The sequence below is a fragment of the Nocardia sp. alder85J genome (assembly GCF_020176955.2).
In the GTDB taxonomy this organism is placed as follows: Bacteria; Actinomycetota; Actinomycetes; order Mycobacteriales; family Mycobacteriaceae; genus Nocardia.
Genome location: NZ_JAIUCZ020000001.1, coordinates 1 through 19,996, shown reverse-complemented (window position 1 = coordinate 19,996; position 19,996 = coordinate 1). Strand labels below are relative to the sequence as shown.

The window sequence follows — 19,996 nt, the reverse complement described above, 5'->3', positions numbered from 1 at the left end:
CCGGCGTGCGGGCGATCGTCTGCCACGCCTACGGCCCACCGGAGTCGGTGCGGCTGGAGGAGGTCCCCGCCCCCGGCCTCGCCCCCGGGCAGGCCCGGGTGCGGGTCGCCGCGGCAGCGGTCAACTTCCCGGACGTGCTGGTACTGGCCAACGAGTACCAGGTGAAGGTGCCGGCACCGTTCGTGCCCGGCAGCGAGTACGCCGGTGTGGTCACCGCGGTCGCCGCCGATGTCACCGCGGTGGCCGTCGGTGACCGGGTGACCGGCACCGGCATCGTCGGCGCGTTCGCCGAGGAGGTCGCCGTGCCCGCGACGGGCCTGACGGCCATCCCGGCCGACGTCGGCTTCCAGGACGCGGCCGCCTTCGGCGTCGCCCACCGCACCGCGTATCACACGCTGCGGTCGGTGGCGCGGCTCGAGGCCGGGCAGCGACTGCTGGTGCTCGGCGCCGGCGGCGGGGTCGGGCTGGCCGCGGTGCAACTCGGTGTCGCACTCGGCGCCGAGGTGACCGCGGTGGCCTCCTCGGACGACAAGCTGGCGGTGGCGCAGCGGTACGGCGCGAAGACCCTGGTCAACTACCGGTCCGGGGACCTGCGCACACTGCTGAAGCAGGCGCTGCCCGAGGGCGCGCACGCGGTGGTGGATCCGGTCGGCGGCGACCTGTCGGAGCCGGCGCTGCGCGCGCTGCGCCGCGGCGGGCGCTTCGTCACCATCGGTTTCGCCTCCGGCGCCATCCCGCGCATTCCGCTGAACCTGGTGCTGGTCAAGGGGATCCAGGTCCTCGGCTTCCAGTTCCAGGATCTGGATCGTGACGAGTTCCGGCGCAACGAGGCCGAACTGCGCGAACTGCTGGCCACCGGCGCGGTGCGCCCGCACATCGGCGCGGTGTATCCACTCGCGGAGACCGCGGCGGCGCTGCGTGAGGTGGCCGACGGCAAGGCGATCGGCAAGGTGCTCATCGATCTCGCTCGATGAGCACGGCGCCTCCGGTTGTCCGGGCGGGGCGGGCCACCGCCCCGCCCGGACCGCCGGAGCGGCCGCTCTTTTCACCACTGGTAATACCCGCGTGAAACAGGGAGAGAGAATTCTTCCAGTGCAACCGGACCGCGTACGGAACCGATCCGCGCGCGGAACGCCCGGCATTTATCCGGCCGGTACCCGGCCGTCACAATCCTGCTCGCGAACCGGTCCCCGCGACCCCTCATTTCCCGCCGATTACGCCGTACAGCCGATCCCGTCCTTCACAGCGAACGCTCATCCCGCGCACAGCGGTCGCCGGGACGTCACATCTGTGCTATGCAGCGCGTCGGGTTGCGTAGCCGAGACTCCGTCGCGCCGTCACCGGCCGTTCAATTGTAAGGTGACCGGTTGTGAGTAAGGTCGACCGGCGGGATTTCGGCGGAAACAGCGCAGCCGATAGTGAGGTAGCATCCACGCCGGTTTCGATCGGGGAGACGTTCCCGCTTTCTCCCGCGCAGCTGGGTATCTGGTATGCCCAGCAGTTGGATCCCGAGGCGCCGATCAGCATCGTGCAGTATGTGGATCTGCGCGGAGCGCTGGATGTGCCGCTGCTGAGTCGCGCGCTGCTGGACACCGGACGCGAGCTGGGTTCCGGCGTGCTGCGGATCGTGGCACCCGACGGCCGGCCCCGGCAGTACGTCGACCTCGCCTACGACCAGCGGCTGCCGGAGGTGGATCTGCGCGGCGAGCCGGATCCGGAGGCCGCGGCCCTGGCCTGGATGCGCGCGGACTACGGCCGCCCGCTGGATCTGCTGTCGGACCGGCTGGTCTGGTCGGTGGCGCTGCGACTGTCCGACGATCGGTGGTTCTGGTACGTCCGGGCGCACCACATCGCGATGGACGGCTTCGGCGCGATGGTCAACCTGCGCCGGATCGCCGAGCGGTACACCGCGTACGTCGCGGGCGCCGAGGCACCCCCGGCGAAGATCGCACCGCTACGCGAACTGGTGGACGCGGAGCTGGCCTATCGGGAGTCCGCCCGCTTCGAATCGGATCGGCGGTACTGGGCCGAGAAGGTCGCCGGCCTCGAGACCGGATCCGGGCTGACCGGCCGCTCGGCGCCCCCGGCGGCGGTGAACCGGGTGGTCTCGGCGATGCTGCCGGAGGATCGGCATGCGGAGCTGGAGGCCGCGGTCGCACGGTTCGGGTCCTCCTCGGCCGGACTGCTGATCGCGGGCTTCGCGGCGTATCTGGCGCAGTGGACGGACACCGACGAGGTGATCCTGAGCCTGCCGGTGACCGGCCGGGTCACCGCGGCCATGCGCCGCGCCGGCGGTACCGCCTCCAATATCGTGCCGTTGCGCCTGCGCGTCGGCGACACCACCACGATCGCCGAACTGCTCGCGCAGGTGCAGGTCGAGGTGTCGGGGGCGCTGCGGCATCAGCGCTACCGGCACGAGGACATCCGCCGGGACAGCTCCGGCGACGGCGTGGTGACCGCCGAATTCTTCGGCCCGTGGGTCAACATCATGCTCTTCCACGACGAGCTCACCCTCGGTGAGCTGGCGGGGCAGATGCACGTGCTGTCGACCGGGGCGATCGAGGACCTCGGCGTGAACTTCTATCAGACCGCGAGCGGCACCCGCGTCGACTTCGAGACCAATCCGAACCTCTACAGCGCCGCCGAGACTCGCGACCACCACGCCCGCTTCCTGGACTTCTTCCACCGCTTCGCCGCCGCCGGACCCGAGCAGGCGCTGTGGACGCTGCCGATCACCACCGAGACCGAACTCGACCGCACCCTCGCGGCCTGGAACGACGCCGAACATCCGGTGCCGGACACCACGCTGTCCGCGCTGCTGACCGCCGCGGCCGCGGCCGCCGACCCGGACGGGATCGCGGTCGGGTTCGGCCCGGACACGCTCACCCACGCCGAGTTCGGTGCCCGGGTGAACCGGCTGGCCCGATTCCTGATCGCCGACGGCGTCGGCCCGGAATCGCTGGTGGCGCTGGGCATGCGGCGGTCGGTGGATCTGGTGGTCGGCATGCACGCCGTGCTGCACGCCGGTGGCGCCTACGTGCCGATCGATCCGGACCATCCCGCCGAGCGCACCGCCTACATCCTCGACGGCGCCGATCCGGTGTGTGTGCTCACCACCAGCGGCGACGGCCTCGAATTGCCGGACACCGTGCGTCGCGTGGAACTGGACACGCTCGACGTATCGGAATTTTCCGATGCACCGGTGACCGATGCGGACCGGCTCGCGCCGCTGCGGCCGGACAACACCGCCTACGTCATCTACACCTCGGGCTCGACCGGCCGCCCCAAGGGCGTCGCCGTCACCCACCACGCGATCGTCAACCAGCAGCTGTGGATGATCGACGAGTACGCGCTGACCGCGGGTGACGTCTATCTCCAGAAGACCGCCACCACCTTCGACGTCTCGCTGTGGGGCTACTTCCTGCCGCTGCTGACCGGCGCCACCCTGGTCGTCGCCGATCCGGACGGGCACCGCGACCCGCTGTACATCGCCGAGATGATCCAGCGGCACCGGGTGACCGTCACCGATTTCGTGCCCTCGCTGCTGACGGTGTTCACCGCACATGCCACCGCCGCCCAATGCGCTTCGCTGCGTGCGGTTTTCGTGATCGGCGAGGCATTGCCGCCGGAGACCGCGGCCGCGTTCCGGGCGATTTCCACCGCCGGACTGCACAATCTCTACGGGCCCACCGAAGCAGCGGTTTCCGCGACCTCTCACGAATCGACCACGAGCGATATCGCCACCGTGCCGATCGGTGTCCCGGAATGGAATGTCGAAGTCTTCGTGCTCGATTCCCGGCTGCGGCCGGTACCGGTCGGCGCCGCCGGTGAATTGTATCTGGCCGGTAGGCAATTGGCCCGCGGATATCGCGGCCGCGCCGATCTGACCGCGGATCGATTCGTCGCGAATCCATTCTCCGACACCGGCGCACGCATGTACCGCACCGGCGATCTGGTCCGCTGGGCCGAGCGCACCGGCGATACCGGGGAATACGGTGTGCTCGAATACATCGGCCGCACCGATTTCCAGGTGAAATTCCGCGGTCAGCGGATCGAACTCGGCGAGATCGAGACGGTGCTGCTGGCATATCCGACCGTCGGGCAGGCGGTGGTCGTGGTGGCGGGCACCGCCACCGGGCAGCAGCTGGCGGCTTATCTCGTCCCGGCACCGGGCACGACCGGCACCGCGGCGGGCCGGGTCACCGATACCGCGGCGGACCGCACCCTCGATGCCGCGGGCAGTGCGCTCGACCCCGCCGCGATCACCCGGTTCGCCGCCGGACGGCTGCCCGCCTACATGGTCCCGGCGTCGATCACGGTGCTGGACGCGTTGCCGCTCAACACCTCCGGCAAGCTGGATCGGAAAGCGCTGCCGGAGCCCGTGTTCGGCGCGGACGCGGCCGGGTATCGGGTGCCGGGGACGGCGGCCGAACAGATCGTGGCCGGGGTGTTCGCCGACGTGCTCGGGTACGAGCGGGTCGGCGCGGACGACGACTTCTTCGCACTCGGCGGTAATTCGCTGGTCGCCACGCAGTTGGTGGCACGGGTCTCGGCCGCGTTCGGTGTCCGGCTCGGGGTGCGGGCGGTCTTCGAAACGCCCACCGTCGCCGGGATCGCGGCGCGGGCGGTGGCCGCCACACCCACGGGAGCGGCCCGGCCGCCGCTGGTGGCGCGGCCGTTGCCCGAGCGGGTGCCGCTCTCGCCGGCGCAGCAGCGGATGTGGTTCCTCAACCAGTTCGATCCCGGCGCACCGACCTACAACCTGCCGTTCGTGGTGCGGCTGCGCGGCGGGGTCGACATCGCCGCCCTCACCGCCGCGCTGTCCGACGTCATCGAGCGGCAGCAGGCGCTGCGCACCGTCTTCCCGGACTCCGGCGACGGCGGCCGGCAGCAGGTCGTGCCCGTCGGCGAAGTGAACCTGGCGATCGAGACGGTGTCCGTCTCCCCAGCCGAATTGCCCACGGCCCTGGAACGATTCGCGGCCGTCGGATTCGACGTCAGCCGTGAACTGCCGATCCGGGTGCGCGTCCATCGAGTCACCGGCGCCGCGCCCGCAGATCCCGGCGATGCACCGGTCACAACCGCGGATTCGGCGATCGCGCACGGCGCGGGACATGCGGCCGTGGACAGTGCGGAGCACACCGGCGCACGCAGCACACCGCGGTCGGATACGGACACCGAATACGCCGTCGCGTTCGTCGTCCACCACATCGCCGCCGACGGTTTCTCCTTCGGCCCCTTGGCTCGTGACATCGCCACGGCGTACGTGGCCCGCACCACCGGCGCCGCGCCGGGCTGGCTGCCGCTGCCGGTCCAGTACACCGATTACAGCCTGTGGCAGCGCGAACTACTCGGGGCCGAGTCGGATCCGGCGTCGCTGGCCGCCGCGCAGATCGACTACTGGCGAACCACTCTCGCCGGACTACCGGACCATCTGGAGCTGCCCGCCGACCGGCCGCGGCCGGCCGAGCCGACCTACCGCGGCGACCGGGTGGGGTTCGAGATCGATCCGGAACTGCACGCCCGGCTGTCGAGTGTGGCTCGGGCACAGGGCGTCACGCTGTTCATGGTGCTGCACGCGGCGCTGGCGGTGCTGCTGGCCCGGCTGTCGGGCACCACCGACATCGCCGTCGGCACCCCGGTCGCGGGTCGCGGCGAGCAGGCCCTCGACGACCTGATCGGCATGTTCGTCAACACCCTGGTGCTGCGCTCCGAGGTCGACGGCGCCGAATCGTTCACCGAATTCCTCTCCCGCACCAGGGAATCGGACCTCACCGCGCTCGCGCACGCGGATGTGCCGTTCGAGCGGCTGGTGGAGGTGCTGGAGCCGACCCGATCGCTGGCATGGCATCCGCTGTTCCAGGTGATGCTGTCGTTCCAGGAGATGGCACACGCCGCGCTGGAGATGGGTGAGCTGCGGGTCACCGCCGACGAGCTCGAACTGCCGGTCGCCAAGTTCGACCTGCAATGGACCCTGACCGAAAGGTTCGGCGCGGCAGGCGAACCCGCGGGGATCGAGGCGGTCGCGCAGTTCGCCACCGACCTTTTCGACGCCTCGACCGTGACGGCGTTCAACACCCGGTTCCTGCGGATCCTGACGGCGGTCGCGGCCCGCCCGGAGATCGCCGTCGGTGACATCGACCTGCTCGACGCCACGGAACTGGCGACGGTGACCGGGGAGTGGACCTCCTCGGGACCCGACCGCGGCCGGGACGCCACGCTGCCCGGCCTGTTCGACGCCACCGTCGCGGCGCATCCGGACCGGGTCGCGGTGGTCGCCGACGCCGAGCGGCTGAGCTACCGCGAGCTGGATCGCCGCGCGAACCACTTGGCGCACAGCCTGATCCGCACCGGCGTCGGACCCGACACCCTGGTGGCGGTGGCACTGCCGCGGTCGGCCGATCTGGTCGTCGCCCTGCTGGCGGTGCTGAAGGCGGGCGGCGGCTACCTGCCGATCGACCCGTCCTATCCGGCCGAGCGAATCGCATTCATGCTCGCCGACGCGGCTCCGATCTGCATGGTAACAACCGAGCAACACGAATTGATCGTGCCGACCGGACTACCCGTGCTGCCGGTCCCCCGGCCGGACACGGCCGGGCCGGACACGGCCGGGCCGGACACGGCCGGGCCGGAACCGGTCGCCGGGGCCGGGCGCGCCGTGCCGCGCCCGGACAACATCGCCTACGTCATCTACACCTCGGGGTCGACCGGGCGGCCCAAGGGTGTCGCGATCCCGCACCGCAACGTGATCCGGCTGTTCGACAACACCCGCGCGGCCTTCGGTTTCGACGAGCACGACGTGTGGACCATGTTCCACTCCTACGCCTTCGACTTCTCGGTGTGGGAGCTGTGGGGGCCGCTGCTGCACGGCGGCACTCTGGTCGTGGTCGACTTCCACACCGCCCGGGCCCCGGAACAGTTCCTGGAACTGCTGCGCGCGCACCGGGTCACGGTGCTGAACCAGACGCCGTCGGCCTTCCATCAACTCGCCGAGGCGGATCGGGCCGCCCCGGCGCCGCTGGCGTTGCGCTACATCGTCTTCGGCGGCGAGGCGCTCGAACCCCGGCGTCTCACCGACTGGTTCGCCCGGCGCGGCGACACGATGCCGCGGCTGATCAACATGTATGGCATCACCGAGACCACGGTGCACGTCACCTACCGCGCGCTCGACGCGGCCGTGGCACGGGCCCACGGCAGTGTGGTGGGCCGGGCCGTCCCGGGCCTGCGGACCTATCTGCTGGACAGCCGCCTGCGTCCGGTCCCGATCGGGGTGCCCGGCGAGATCTACATCGCCGGAGCGCAATTGGCACGCGGCTACCTCGGCCGCCCGGCGCTGTCGGCAGCGCGGTTCGTGGCGGACCCGTTCGGTGCGCCCGGCTCCCGGCTGTACCGCTCGGGCGACCTCGCCCGCTGGAGCGCCGCCGGCGAGCTGATCCATCTCGGCCGCGCCGACGACCAGGTCAAGGTGCGCGGCTACCGCATCGAACTGGGTGAGATCGAGGCCGCGGTGCTGGCTCATCCGCAGGTCACCCACGCGGCCGTGATCGTCCGCCCGGGCGGGCGGCTCGGTGACCAACTGGTCGCCTACCTGGTCACCGACGGCGGGACCGATCCGGACGCGGTGAAGACGTGGTTGCAGCGCGACCTACCGCCGCACATGATGCCCGCGGCCTTCGTGGTCGTCGACGCGATTCCGTTGACCCCCAACGGGAAACTGGACCGCCGGGCGCTGCCCGCGCCGGTGTTCGAAGTGCGCGAATTCCAGGCGCCGACGACGCCGATCGAGGAGATCGTGGCCCAGGTCTTCGCCGACGTCCTCGCACTCGGCGCGGACCGCCGCGTCGGCCTGCACGACGACTTCTTCGCCCTCGGCGGCAATTCGCTGATCGCCACCCAGGCCTCCGCCCGGCTCGGTATCGCGCTGAGCACCAAGGTCCCGGTGCGGATGCTGTTCGAGGCCCCCACGGTGGCGGCGCTGGCCGCGCGGGTGGAATCACAGGTCGGCAGCGGCGCCCGCAAGGCGCTGGTGGCCCGGCAACGGCCCGCTCAGGTGCCGCTGTCGCTGGCGCAGCAGCGGATGTGGTTCCTCAATCGCTTCGACAACCGCAATGCCGTGAACAACATCCAATTCGCTATTCGGTTGTCGGGTGAGTTGGATGTGGCGGCGTTGCAGGTGGCGGTGATCGATGTGATCGATCGTCATGAGTCGTTGCGGACGGTGTTTCCGGAGACGGGGAATGGTCCGGTGCAGGTGGTGTTGGATGCGGCGCAGATTGTGCCGGATTTGACGCCGGTGCCTGTGACGGAGGGGAATTTGATCGATCATCTGGTCGAGTTGGCGTCGATGGCGTTCGATGTGACCAGTGAGGTGCCGTTGCATGCGCGGTTGTTCGAGGTCAGTGAGACCGAGTTCGTGCTGGGGATGGTGGTGCATCATATTTCTGCTGATGGCTGGTCGATGGGGCCGTTGGCGCGGGATGTGATGGTGGCGTATGCGGCGCGGACGTCGTGGGAGCAGCCGGCGTGGGCGGCGTTGCCGGTGCAGTATGCGGATTATGCGTTGTGGCAGCGGGAGGTTTTGGGGTCGGAGGCTGATGGGGGGTCGTTGATTTCGGGGCAGATCGCGTATTGGGGGGCGCGGTTGGCGGGGTTGCCGGATGAGTTGGTGTTGCCGTGGGATCGGCCGCGGCCGGCGGTGGCGTCGTATCGGGGTGGGACGTATCCGTTCGTGGTGCCGGCGGAGAGGCAGCGGCGGTTGCTGGAGTTGGGGCGGCGGCATAATGCGTCGTTGTTCATGGTGATGCATGCGGCGTTGGCGGTGTTGCTGGCGCGGTTGTCGGGGACGTCGGATATTGCGGTGGGGACGCCGGTGGCCGGGCGTGGGGAGGCGGCGCTGGATGATTTGATCGGGATGTTCGTCAATACGCTGGTGTTGCGGGTGCCGGTGGAGCCGGGTGCGGGGTTCGCGGAGGTGCTGGCGGGGGCCCGGGATGCGGATTTGCATGCGTTCGCGCATGCGGATGTGCCGTTCGAGCGGTTGGTGGAGGTGTTGAATCCGGCGCGGTCGCAGTCGCGTCATCCGTTGTTTCAGGTGATGTTGACTTTTCAGAACACGCGGCAGGCGTCGCTGGAGTTGCCGGGGTTGCGGGTGTCGGGGGTGGAGTACGACTCGCGGTTGGCGAAGTTCGATGTGCAGTTGACGTTGCAGGAGGTGGTGGACCGTCACGGGGAGGTGGCGGGGATGTCGGCGGAGTTCTCGTATGCGCTGGATTTGTTCGACGAGTCGACGATCGCGGGGTTCGCGGGGCGGTTGGATCGGATTCTGGCGGCGGTGATCGCGGATCCGGACGCGCCGGTGGGGGATATCGATGTGTTGTCCCCGGATGAGCGGGAGCGGGTGCTGAGGTCGTGGAACGACACCCGGTATGCCCTGCCGGGTGCGCCGGTGCTGCCCGCTGGTGGTGGTAAGCGTTCTCGTAAGGGCGGTAAGGGTTCTCGTGGCGCGGTGTCGGTGCTCGGGCCGGAGACGCTGGTGTCGTTGTTCGCGCAGCAGGCCGTGGCGACGCCGGAGGCGGTGGCGCTGGTGTTCGAGGGTGAGCAGCTCAGCTATGGGCAGTTCGCGGCGCGGGTGCATCGGCTGGCGCGGCGGCTGGTCGTGCTGGGTGTGGGTCCGGAAACTCTTGTCGCGGTGGCGATGCGGCGTTCGCTGGATCTGCTGGTCGCGGTGTATGCGACGCTGGAGGCCGGTGGCGGTTACGTCCCGCTGGACCCGGACCAGCCCGCCGACCGCATCGACTACGTCCTGCACACCGCCCGCCCGGCAGCCGTCCTGACCACCGTGGGCGACGATTTCGTCACCGGTCACAACCTCCCGGTCCTGGAGATCGACGCGCTCGACCTGAGCTCGTATTCCGATGTCCCGCTGGAGGATTCGGAACTCACTCAGCCGCTGCGACCGGCCCACACCGCGTACGTGATCTTCACCTCGGGTTCGACCGGCCGTCCGAAGGGTGTGGCGGTCACTCATGCGGCGATCGTGAACCGCTTGTTGTGGATGCAGCACGAGTATCCGTTGACGGCTGCGGATGTGGTGTTGCAGAAGACTCCCGCGACCTTCGATGTGTCGGTGTGGGAGTTGTTCTGGCCGTTGGAGGTCGGTGCGAGTCTGGTGGTCGCGCGTCCGGACGGGCATCGGGATCCGGTGTATCTGGCGCGGGTGATCGCCGAATACGGTGTGACGACGGCGCATTTCGTGCCGTCGATGTTGTCGGTGTTCGTGTCGGCGTTGGATACCGCGGCGGCGGAGGTGTCGGCGAGTGGTCTGCGGCAGGTGTTCGCCTCCGGTGAGGCGCTGCCCGCCCCCACCGCGCAGCGGTTGCGGGAGTTGACCGGGGCCCGGTTGCACAACCTGTACGGCCCCACCGAGGCCGCCGTCGACGTCACTTATCACGAGGTCACCGGCAGCGACACGGTGGTGGTGCCGATCGGTCGTCCGATCTGGAACACCCGCGTCTATGTCCTCGATGCCCGCCTGCACCCCGTCGCTCCCGGTGTACCCGGTGAGTTGTATCTGGCGGGTGTGCAGTTGGCTCGTGGCTATCTCGGGCGGGCGGATCTGTCCGCGGATCGTTTCGTGGCCGATCCGTTCTCCGTGACCGGGGAACGCATGTACCGTACCGGTGACCTCGTGGCCTGGACCGCTGATGGTGAACTGAACTATCTGGGTCGCACCGATTTTCAGGTGAAGCTGCGGGGCCTGCGGATCGAGTTGGGGGAGATCGAGTCCGCGTTGCTGGGGCAGCCGGGGGTGGCGCAGTCGGTGGTGGTGGTCAGGCAGGATCCGCACGCCGGTGATCAGGTGGTGGGTTACGTGGTTCGTGAACCCGATGCGGTGATCGTGACCGATGCGGTGAAAGCGGCCCTGTCGCAGACACTTCCGGCCTATATGGTCCCGGCCGGGATCGTGGTGCTCGACGAGTTCCCGCTCAACGCCTCCGGCAAACTCGACCGGAAGGCCCTGCCCGCACCGGTCTTCGAACCGCGCCGGTTCCGGGCGCCCGCCACACCCGCCGAGGAAGTGGTCGCGGCGATCTTCGCCGAGTTGCTCGGCGTCGAGCGGGTCGGAGCCGACGACGACTTCTTCGAACTCGGCGGCAACTCGCTGATCGCCACCCGGGTCGTGGCCCGGCTGTCGGCCGCACTGCGCACCGAGGTCGGCGTGCGGACCGTCTTCGAAGCCACCACCGTCGCCGCGCTGGCGGCCCGCGCCGAGCAACATCGGGGAACCGGTTCGCGACCGCCGCTGGTCCCGCAGGAGCTGCCGCCGCGTGTGCCGTTGTCCCCGGCACAGCAACGGATGTGGTTCCTCAACCGATTCGACCCCACCACACCGGCCTACAACCTGCCCTTCGCGGTCCGGCTGCGCGGCACGCTGGATCCCGCCGCGCTGGAGGCGGCCCTACGGGATGTCGTGCAGCGGCAGCAGGTGCTGCGCACGGTCTTCCCGGATTCGGCGCAGGGCGGATATCAGCGCGTGGTGTCCGCCGACGAGGTCACCTTCGATCTCACCGCGCGGGACCTCACCGCATCCGACCCCACCGGATCCGAATACCACCGCGCGCTGACGGAATTCGCCGGCGCCGGTTTCGATGTCACCCGGGAGACGCCCGCCCGGGTCCGGCTTTTCCGGCTCGCCCCCGACGACCACGTGCTGGCGATGGTCGTGCATCACATTGCCGCCGACGGCTTCTCGCTCGCCCCGCTCGCGGCCGACCTCACCGCGGCCTATGCCGCCCGCGCGGCCGGCCAGGCGCCGGCCTGGACGCCGCTGCCCGTCCAGTACCGGGACTACAGCGTCTGGCAGCGCGCGCTGCTCGGCGACGAATCCGATCCGGACTCTGTCGGCGCGCGCGAAATCGCCTTCTGGCGCGCCACTCTCGCGGGTCATACCGGGGAGCTGACCCTGCCTTCGGCGCGCACGCGGCCCACCGAGCCGACATTCGCCGGCGCTCAGGTGAGCTTCGCACTGCCCGCCGACCTGCATCGCGAGCTCGCCGGATCCGCACGCGCACACGGCGTCTCGGTGTTCATGCTGGTCCATGCGGTCCTGGCCGCATTGCTGGCCCGGCTGTCCGGTGACGACGACATCGCGGTGGGCACACCGGTGGCCGGTCGCGGCGAGCCCGCGCTCGACCCGCTCGTCGGGATGTTCGTCAACACCCTGGTGCTGCGGACCCGGGTGCACTCCGGCGAGAGTTTCGCCGCGCTGCTCGCCCGCGTCCGCAACGGCGACCTGGCGGCGTTCGCGAATGCCACGCTGCCCTTCGAGCGGCTGGTGGAGGTGCTCGAACCGGCGCGCTCCCGGACCCGCCATCCGCTGTTCCAGGTGGCGCTGTCCATGCAGAATCTGCCGGCCGCCGAACTGGCGCTGCCCGGCCTGACCGTCTCCGCCGGTGAGGTCGAGGTCGGCATCGCCAAATTCGATCTCCAGTGGACCCTCGCCGAACGTCTCTGCGCCGCAGGCGAACCCGACGGCATCGACGCGACCGTCCGCTATGCCGCCGACCTGTTCGACGCCGCCGCCGTGACGGATCTGACCGAGCGGTTCACCCGGTTGCTCACCGCCGCCGTGGCGGCCCCGCACACCCCCGTCGGCGACCTGCCGCTGCTGTCGGTGGCCGAATACACCGCGCTGACCCGCCGTTCCGGCGGCCCGGTCGCGCGCACCGCCCTGCTCCCGGACCTGCTGGCGGCAGCCGCCGCCGCGGCGCCGGATCGGATCGCGGTGTCCGGCCCGGACATCGCCCTCACCTACCGGGAACTCGACGAACGATCCACCCGCTGGGCCCGGCTGCTGATCGGCCGCGGCATCGGCCCGGACGATGTGGTGGCCGTGGGCATTCCGCGTTCGGCGGACTCGGTGCTCGCCGTCTGGGCGGTGGCCAGGACCGGCGCGGCCTGGCTGCCGGTCGATCCGGCCCAGCCCACCGACCGCATCGCGCACCTGGTCGCCGATTCCGGCGCGGCCCTCGGCCTGACCGTGGCCTCGGTACGCGCCGCGCTCCCCGGCCCGGTCGACTGGCTGGCCCTCGACGAGCCCCGACTATCCGGCGCCGCGGGCGAATTCGCGGTCACGCCGATCACCGACGCCGATCGGGTGCGACCGCTGCGGCCCCGGCATCCGGCGTACACGATCTACACCTCCGGCTCGACCGGACTGCCCAAGGGCGTGGTGGTCACGCAGGCCGGTCTCGCCGGCCTGGCGGACGAGCAGACCATCCGCTACGCGGGCCACGGGGACGCTCGCGTCCTGCACTTCGCCTCCCCGTCCTTCGACATCTCCGTGGCCGAACTGCTGCTCGCGGTGAACTCCGCCGCGACCCTGGTGGTCGCCCCGGCGGGCTGCACCGCCGGACCCGAACTGATGGAACTGCTCCGGGCACAACGGGTCACCCATGCCCTGATGACCCCGTCCGCGGCGTCCTCGCTGGAACCGGCCGCACTGCCGGACCTGCGGACCGTCGTGGTCGGCGGCGAGGCGTGCCCGCCGGATCTGGTGCGGCGCTGCGCCGCCGCCGGGGTCGACCTGATCAACGGCTACGGTCCGACGGAAACCACTGTCGTCGTGAACATCTCGGACCCGCTGCGGGCCGGCGAGCCGGTGGTCATCGGCGCCCCGCTGCGCGGGGTCCGGGAATGGGTGCTCGACGACCGGCTGCGGCCGGTCCCCGACGGCGTCACCGGTGAGCTGTACGTCGGCGGCGAGCAGGTGGCGCAGGGCTACCGGGGCCGCCCGGGGCTGACCGCGGACCGGTTCGTCGCCTCCCCGTGGGTGCGCGGCGAACGCATGTACCGCACCGGCGATCTGGTCCGCCGGACCATCGGCGGACCGCTGGAGTACCTGGGCCGCAACGACTTCCAGGTGAAGATCCGCGGCTTCCGGATCGAACTCGGCGAGATCGAGGCGGCGATCGGCGCACAGCCGGGCGTGCGCCGCGCGGTCGTGGTGGTCCGCACCGACGAGCATCGCGGCGATCACCTGGTCGCCTACCTGGTACCGGACGCCGTGCCGATCGATCTCGACGCCGTCCGGGCGGCGGTGGCGCGACGGCTGCCGGGCTACATGATGCCCGCCGCCCTCGTCGAGCTGGACGCGATCCCGTTGACCCGCAACGGGAAACTGGATCAGCGGGCACTGCCCGCACCGGAGTTCCGCGGCCACGAATTCCGTGCCCCCGCCACCGCCGCCGAACAGGCGGTGGCCGAGGTGTTCGCCGAACTGCTCGGCGTCGACCGGGTCGGCGCGGACGACGACTTCTTCGCGCTCGGCGGCAATTCGCTGCTGGCGACCCGGGTGGCGGCGCGGCTGAGTGTCGCGCTGAGCACCGAGGTCCCGGTGCGGCGGCTGTTCGAGGCGTCCACCGTGGCCGAGCTGGCGGCACTGCTGGAGCCGGAGACCGGCCGTGGCGCTCCTGCGGCCCTCGTCGCGGGTGTGCGCCCCGACCCGGTGCCGTTGTCACCGGCCCAGCAGCGCATGTGGTTCCTGAACCGCTACGACACCTCCTCCCCCGCCTACAATCTGCCGCTGGCGATCCGGCTGACCGGTGAACTCGACACCACCGCACTGGAATCGGCGGTCTTCGACGTCCTCGAGCGGCACGAGTCGCTGCGCACCCGCTATCCCGGGCACGGCGACGCCGCCCGGCAGGTGGTGGTGCCCCCGGCACAGGTCGCGCCGGACCTGCGGGTGCATCCGATCACCGCGGCCGAACTCGGCGGCGCGATCGCCGCCTTCGCGGCGATCGGATTCGACGTCGCCGAACGGGTCCCGTTGCGCACCCGGCTGTTCCGCCGCACCGACACTTCCGCGGACACGGCCGAGCACATCGTCGTGCTCGTGGTCCACCACATCGCCGCCGACGGCTTCTCACTGGGCCCGCTGGCCCGGGATCTGGCCACCGCCTACGCCGCCCGCCGCACCGGCCACGCTCCCGGCTGGACCCCGCTACCGGTGCAGTACGCGGATTTCGCGGTGTGGCAACGGGATCTGCTGGGCGCCGACGACGACCCGGCCGCCCCGGCCGCCCGGCAGCTCGACCATTGGCGCCGGGCGCTGCGCGGCATCCCCGACGAACTGGCGCTGCCCACCGACCGACCCCGGCCGCCGGTGGCCTCGCATCGCGGCGCCACCCTGCACCGGTCCCTGTCACCGGCGGTGACCGCGGCGCTCGGCGACACCGCGCGCCGCAGCGGCTCGACGCTGTTCATGGTGCTGCACGCCGCCCTGGCGGTGCTGCTCGGCAAGCTGACCGGCGACGCCGATATCGTGATCGGGACCCCGGTCGCGGGGCGCGGCCACGCGGTCCTGGACAGCGTGGTGGGCATGTTCGTCAACACGCTGGTGCTGCGGACGTCGGTGCATCCGGCCGAGCCGTTCACGCATATGCTCCGGCGCGTACGCGATTCCGATCTGGATGCGTTCGGCAACGCCGAGCTGCCGTTCGAGCGCCTGGTGGAGGTGCTGGCGCCGCAGCGCTCCCACGCCCGCAATCCGCTGTTCCAGACCGTGCTGGCCTATCAGAATCTGGATCGTGGCAGCCTCGCGCTGCCGGGCCTGACGGTGTCCCCGCTGGACCTCGAGGAAACCACCGCCCGCTTCGACCTCCAGTTCACCCTGTCGGATCCGCCCGGCGGCACTGCGCCGGACGGACTGTCGCTGGCGCTCACCTACGCCACCGATCTGTTCGATCCGGAGACGGCGGACGCGATCGCGCACCGCTGGATCCGGGTGCTCGAGGCGATCGCCACCGACCCGGAGCGGCCGGTGGGCGCGATCGACATCCTCGATGCCGGGGAGCGCACCGATCTGCTGACCCGCCGCGGCCTGCCTGCCGCACCTCCGTGCACCCTGCCCGAGCTGTTCGCCGCGGCCGCGATCGCCGGCCCACAGCGGCCCGCGGTGGTGTCCGAGGATCGGCGGCTGTCCTGGGCCGAATTCGATGCGCGCTCGAACACTTTGGCACGCTTGCTGATCCAGCGCGGTGCCGGACCGGAGGACCTGGTCGCGGTGGCGGTGCCGCGATCGGAGCTGTCCTGCCTGGCGCTGTGCGCGGTCTCGAAATCGGGCGCGGCCTTCGTCCCGGTCGACCCGACCTATCCGGCCGACCGGATCGCGCACATGATCGCCGATTCCGGGACCGCCCTGGGCCTGACCGTCGCCGCGGCGCGCGCCGGACTCCCGGATTCGGTCGACTGGCTGATCCTCGACGACCTCGCCGCCGACGGGTTCTCCGCCGCGCCGGTCACCGATGCCGAACGGGTGCGACCGTTGCGGCCGGATCATCCGGCCTACGTCATCTACACCTCGGGCTCGACCGGCGTCCCCAAGGGCGTGCTCGTCACCCACACCGGCACGGTCAACTTCGCCGCCGAGCAGGTCGCCCGCTACGGACTCGATTCCGGCACCCGCGCACTGCATTTCGCCTCGCCGAGTTTCGACGCCTCGATCCTGGAATGCCTGCTCGCCGTCGGCGCGGGTGGCACGCTGGTGATCGTGCCGCCGGGTGTGTACGGCGGCGGCGAACTCGCCGGCCTGATCCGCCGCGAACGGGTGACGCACGCGATGCTCACCCCCTCGGCGCTGGCCACCCTCGATCCGGCCGACCTCACCGGCCTGCGCGTGGTGATCGCCGGCGGCGAGGCCCTCCCGGCGAATCTGGTCACGAAATGGGTTGGCGAAGCCAAGGATCGCGATCGCCGTCTGTACAACGCCTACGGGCCCACCGAAACCACCGTCGCGAGCAATATCAGCGACCCGCTCGTCCCGGGCGGCCCGGTGACCGTCGGCGGCCCGGTCCGGGGCATGCGGTCGCTGGTGCTCGACGCCCGGCTCCAGCCGGTCCCGGTGGGTGTCGCGGGTGAGCTGTATCTGTCCGGCGTCCAGCTGGCCCGCGGCTATCACGCCCGGTCCGCCCTGACCGCCGCACGTTTCGTGGCCGACCCGTACGGCGCCGGCGAACGCCTGTACCGCACCGGCGATCTGGTGCGGTGGACGCGGCGCGGCGAGATCGAATACCTGGGCCGCACCGACTTCCAGGTGAAGGTGCGCGGTTTCCGCGTCGAACTCGGCGAGATCGACGCGGCGCTCACGGCACACGACACGGTCGGCTTCGCGGTGACCGTCGGGCATCGGGATTCGGCCGGCGCCACCACGCCCGCCTCGTATGTCGTTGCCGCCGAAGGCGCCTCGATCGACGTGGCCACGCTGACCGCCTTCGTCGCACGGCGGCTGCCCGGCTACATGGTGCCGCCGACGATCACCGTGCTCGACCGGATCCCGGTGACCCCCGCCGGAAAACTCGACCGCGCCGCACTACCGGAACCCGTCGCGGCGCCGACGCCCTACCGGGCGCCCGAGACCCCCGCCGAACAGGCGGTGGCCGCCACGATCGCCGAGGTGCTCGGCCTGGACCGGGTCGGCCGCGACGACGACTTCTTCGCCCTCGGCGGCAATTCGCTGATCGCCACCCGCGTCGCCGCTCGCCTCGGCGCCGAGGCGGCCACCGAGGTGCCGGTGCGCTGGCTGTTCGAGGCGCCGACGGTGGCGGGGCTGGCCGCCCGCCTGACCGCCGAGGCGGCCCCCGCCACCCGGATCCCGCTCACCGCCCGCCCCCGGCCGCAGGCGGTCACGCTCCCCGACGGCGATGTCGCGCAACTGCTTCCGCTGTCGCCGGCCCAGCAGCGGATCTGGTTCCTCAACCGCCTGGATCGGCACGGCACCGCCGACAACGTGCCGCTGGTGCTGCGCCTCACCGGCGATCTCGACCTGGACGCCCTCACCGCCGCGGTGCGCGACGTGGTGGCCCGGCACGAGACGCTGCGCACGGTCTACCCGGAATACGGTGGCACCGGCCGGCAACGGATCCTGCCGATGTCGGAGATCCGGCTGGACCTGATCGCCGAACCGGTGTTCGCCGACGAGGTTCCGGCGCGGCTGGCCGAGATGATCCACACCGCCTTCGACGTCACCACCGAGGTGCCGTTGCGGATCGGACTGCTCCGCATCGACGGCGATCCGAACCGGCACCTGGTGGTGCTGGTCCTGCACCACATCGGCATCGACGGGTTCTCGCTGCGCCCGCTGGTGCGGGATGTGCTGAGCGCCTACGGCGCTCACCTGTCCGGCACCGCACCGGCCTGGCCGCCGCTGCCGGTCCAGTACGGCGACTACGCGCTGTGGCAGCACGAGGTCCTGGGCTCGGAGCAGGATCCCGGATCGCTCGCGGCCGCCCGCATCGGCCACTGGGTGCGCGAACTCGCGGATCTGCCGGTGGAACTGGGCCTCCCGGTCGATCGGCCGCGTCCGGCGGTCGCCTCCGATCGTGGTGCGGTGCATCGCTTCCCGATCGACGCCTCCCTGCTGCGCGCGGCGGGCACGCTGGCCGCCGAGCACGGCGCGAGCCTGTTCATGGTGATGCACACCGTGTTCGCCGCACTGCTGGCGCGCCTGTCCGGCGCCGCGGACATCGTCATCGGCACCCCCGTCGCCGGTCGCGGCGAGCGCGCGCTCGACGAGCTGGTCGGCATGTTCGTCAACACGCTGGTGTTGCGCACCCCGGTGTCCGGCGCGGAACCCTTCCGCGAGTTGCTGCGGTCGGTCCGCGCGATCGACCTCGCCGCGTTCGAGCACGCGGACCTGCCGTTCGAACGACTGGTGGAGATCCTCAATCCGATCCGCTCCCGGGCCCGCCATCCCCTGTTCCAGGTGATGCTGTCGTTCCAGAACATCGAACAACCCGCCCTGGAACTGCCCGGCCTGACCATCGCACCCGTCGAATTGCCGGTCGACACCGCGAAATTCGACCTGCAACTGGTGCTGACCGAACCGGCCCCGGACCGGCCGCAGACGATCGCCGAATTCGTCTACGCCACCGACCTCTTCGACGCGGGCACGGTGGCCGCGATGGCGGACCGGCTGGTGCGCCTGCTGACCGCGGTGGTCGCCGATCCCGGGACGGCCGTGGGCGACATCGACCTGCTGGACCCTGCCGAGCGCCGCACCGTCCTGGTCGAGTGGAACGCGACCACCCACGTCCTCGATCCGGCCGCGGCGACGCTGGCCGCCCTGTTCGCCGACCGCGCCCGGCGCGACGCCGACCGGGTCGCGGTCACCTTCGAGGGGACACGTCTGTCCTATGCCGAGTTCGCCGCCCGGGTGAATCGCCTGGCGCGCAAGCTGATCGAGGCCGGTGTGGGACCGGAGATCCGAGTGGCGCTGGGCATGCGGCGCTCGCTGGACCTGGTGATCGGCCTCTACGCGGTGATCACCGCCGGTGGCGCGTACGTGCCGCTGGACCCGGACCATCCGGCCGACCGCACGCGGCACATCCTCGGCGCAGCCCGGCCGCTGTGCGTCCTGACCAGTGGCGCGGACTGTTTCGACGAACCGGACGTGCCGGAGCTGCGGATCGACCGGCTGGACCTGTCCGGATACTCGGCCGCGCCGCTGACCGATGCGGACCGGCGGGCCCCGCTACGGCCGTCCAACACCGCCTACGTCATCTTCACCTCCGGTTCCACCGGACGGCCCAAGGGTGTCGCCGTCGCGCACGACGCGATCGTCAACCGGCTGCTGTGGATGCAGGCCGAGTACCGGCTGACCGCCGACGACGTGGTGCTCCAGAAGACCCCCGCGACCTTCGACGTGTCGGTGTGGGAGTTCTTCTGGCCCTTGCAGATCGGCGCGCGCCTGGTCGTCGCCCGCCCCGACGGCCACCGCGACCCGGACTACCTGCTCCGCGTGATCGCCGAACAGGGCGTGACGACAGTGCATTTCGTGCCGTCGATGCTGTCGGTGTTCGTCGCGGCGCTGGAACTCACCGCTGACCGTGCGGTACTCGACCGCACAGTGCGCCGGGGCTGGCCCGTGGCGGACGGGGATGCGTCCGGGTCCCCACATGCTCCGGGCAACACCATCACTCGGACGTCCTTGCAGCAG

Annotated in this window: 2 protein-coding genes; both read left to right on the top strand. The window is 70.9% G+C overall.

Annotated features, from left to right (window positions below; translation table 11 throughout):
* Positions 1 to 5 precede the first annotated feature (5 nt).
* Positions 6 to 974, top strand: a complete 969-nt coding sequence (locus tag LBW94_RS00010; protein ID WP_225056220.1) for an NADPH:quinone oxidoreductase family protein — start codon at positions 6 to 8, stop codon at positions 972 to 974.
* Between the two features lie 395 nt (positions 975 to 1,369).
* Positions 1,370 to 19,996, top strand: an 18,627-nt coding sequence (locus LBW94_RS00005) for a non-ribosomal peptide synthase/polyketide synthase (protein WP_266269376.1), incomplete at its 3' end; no start/stop codon positions are given.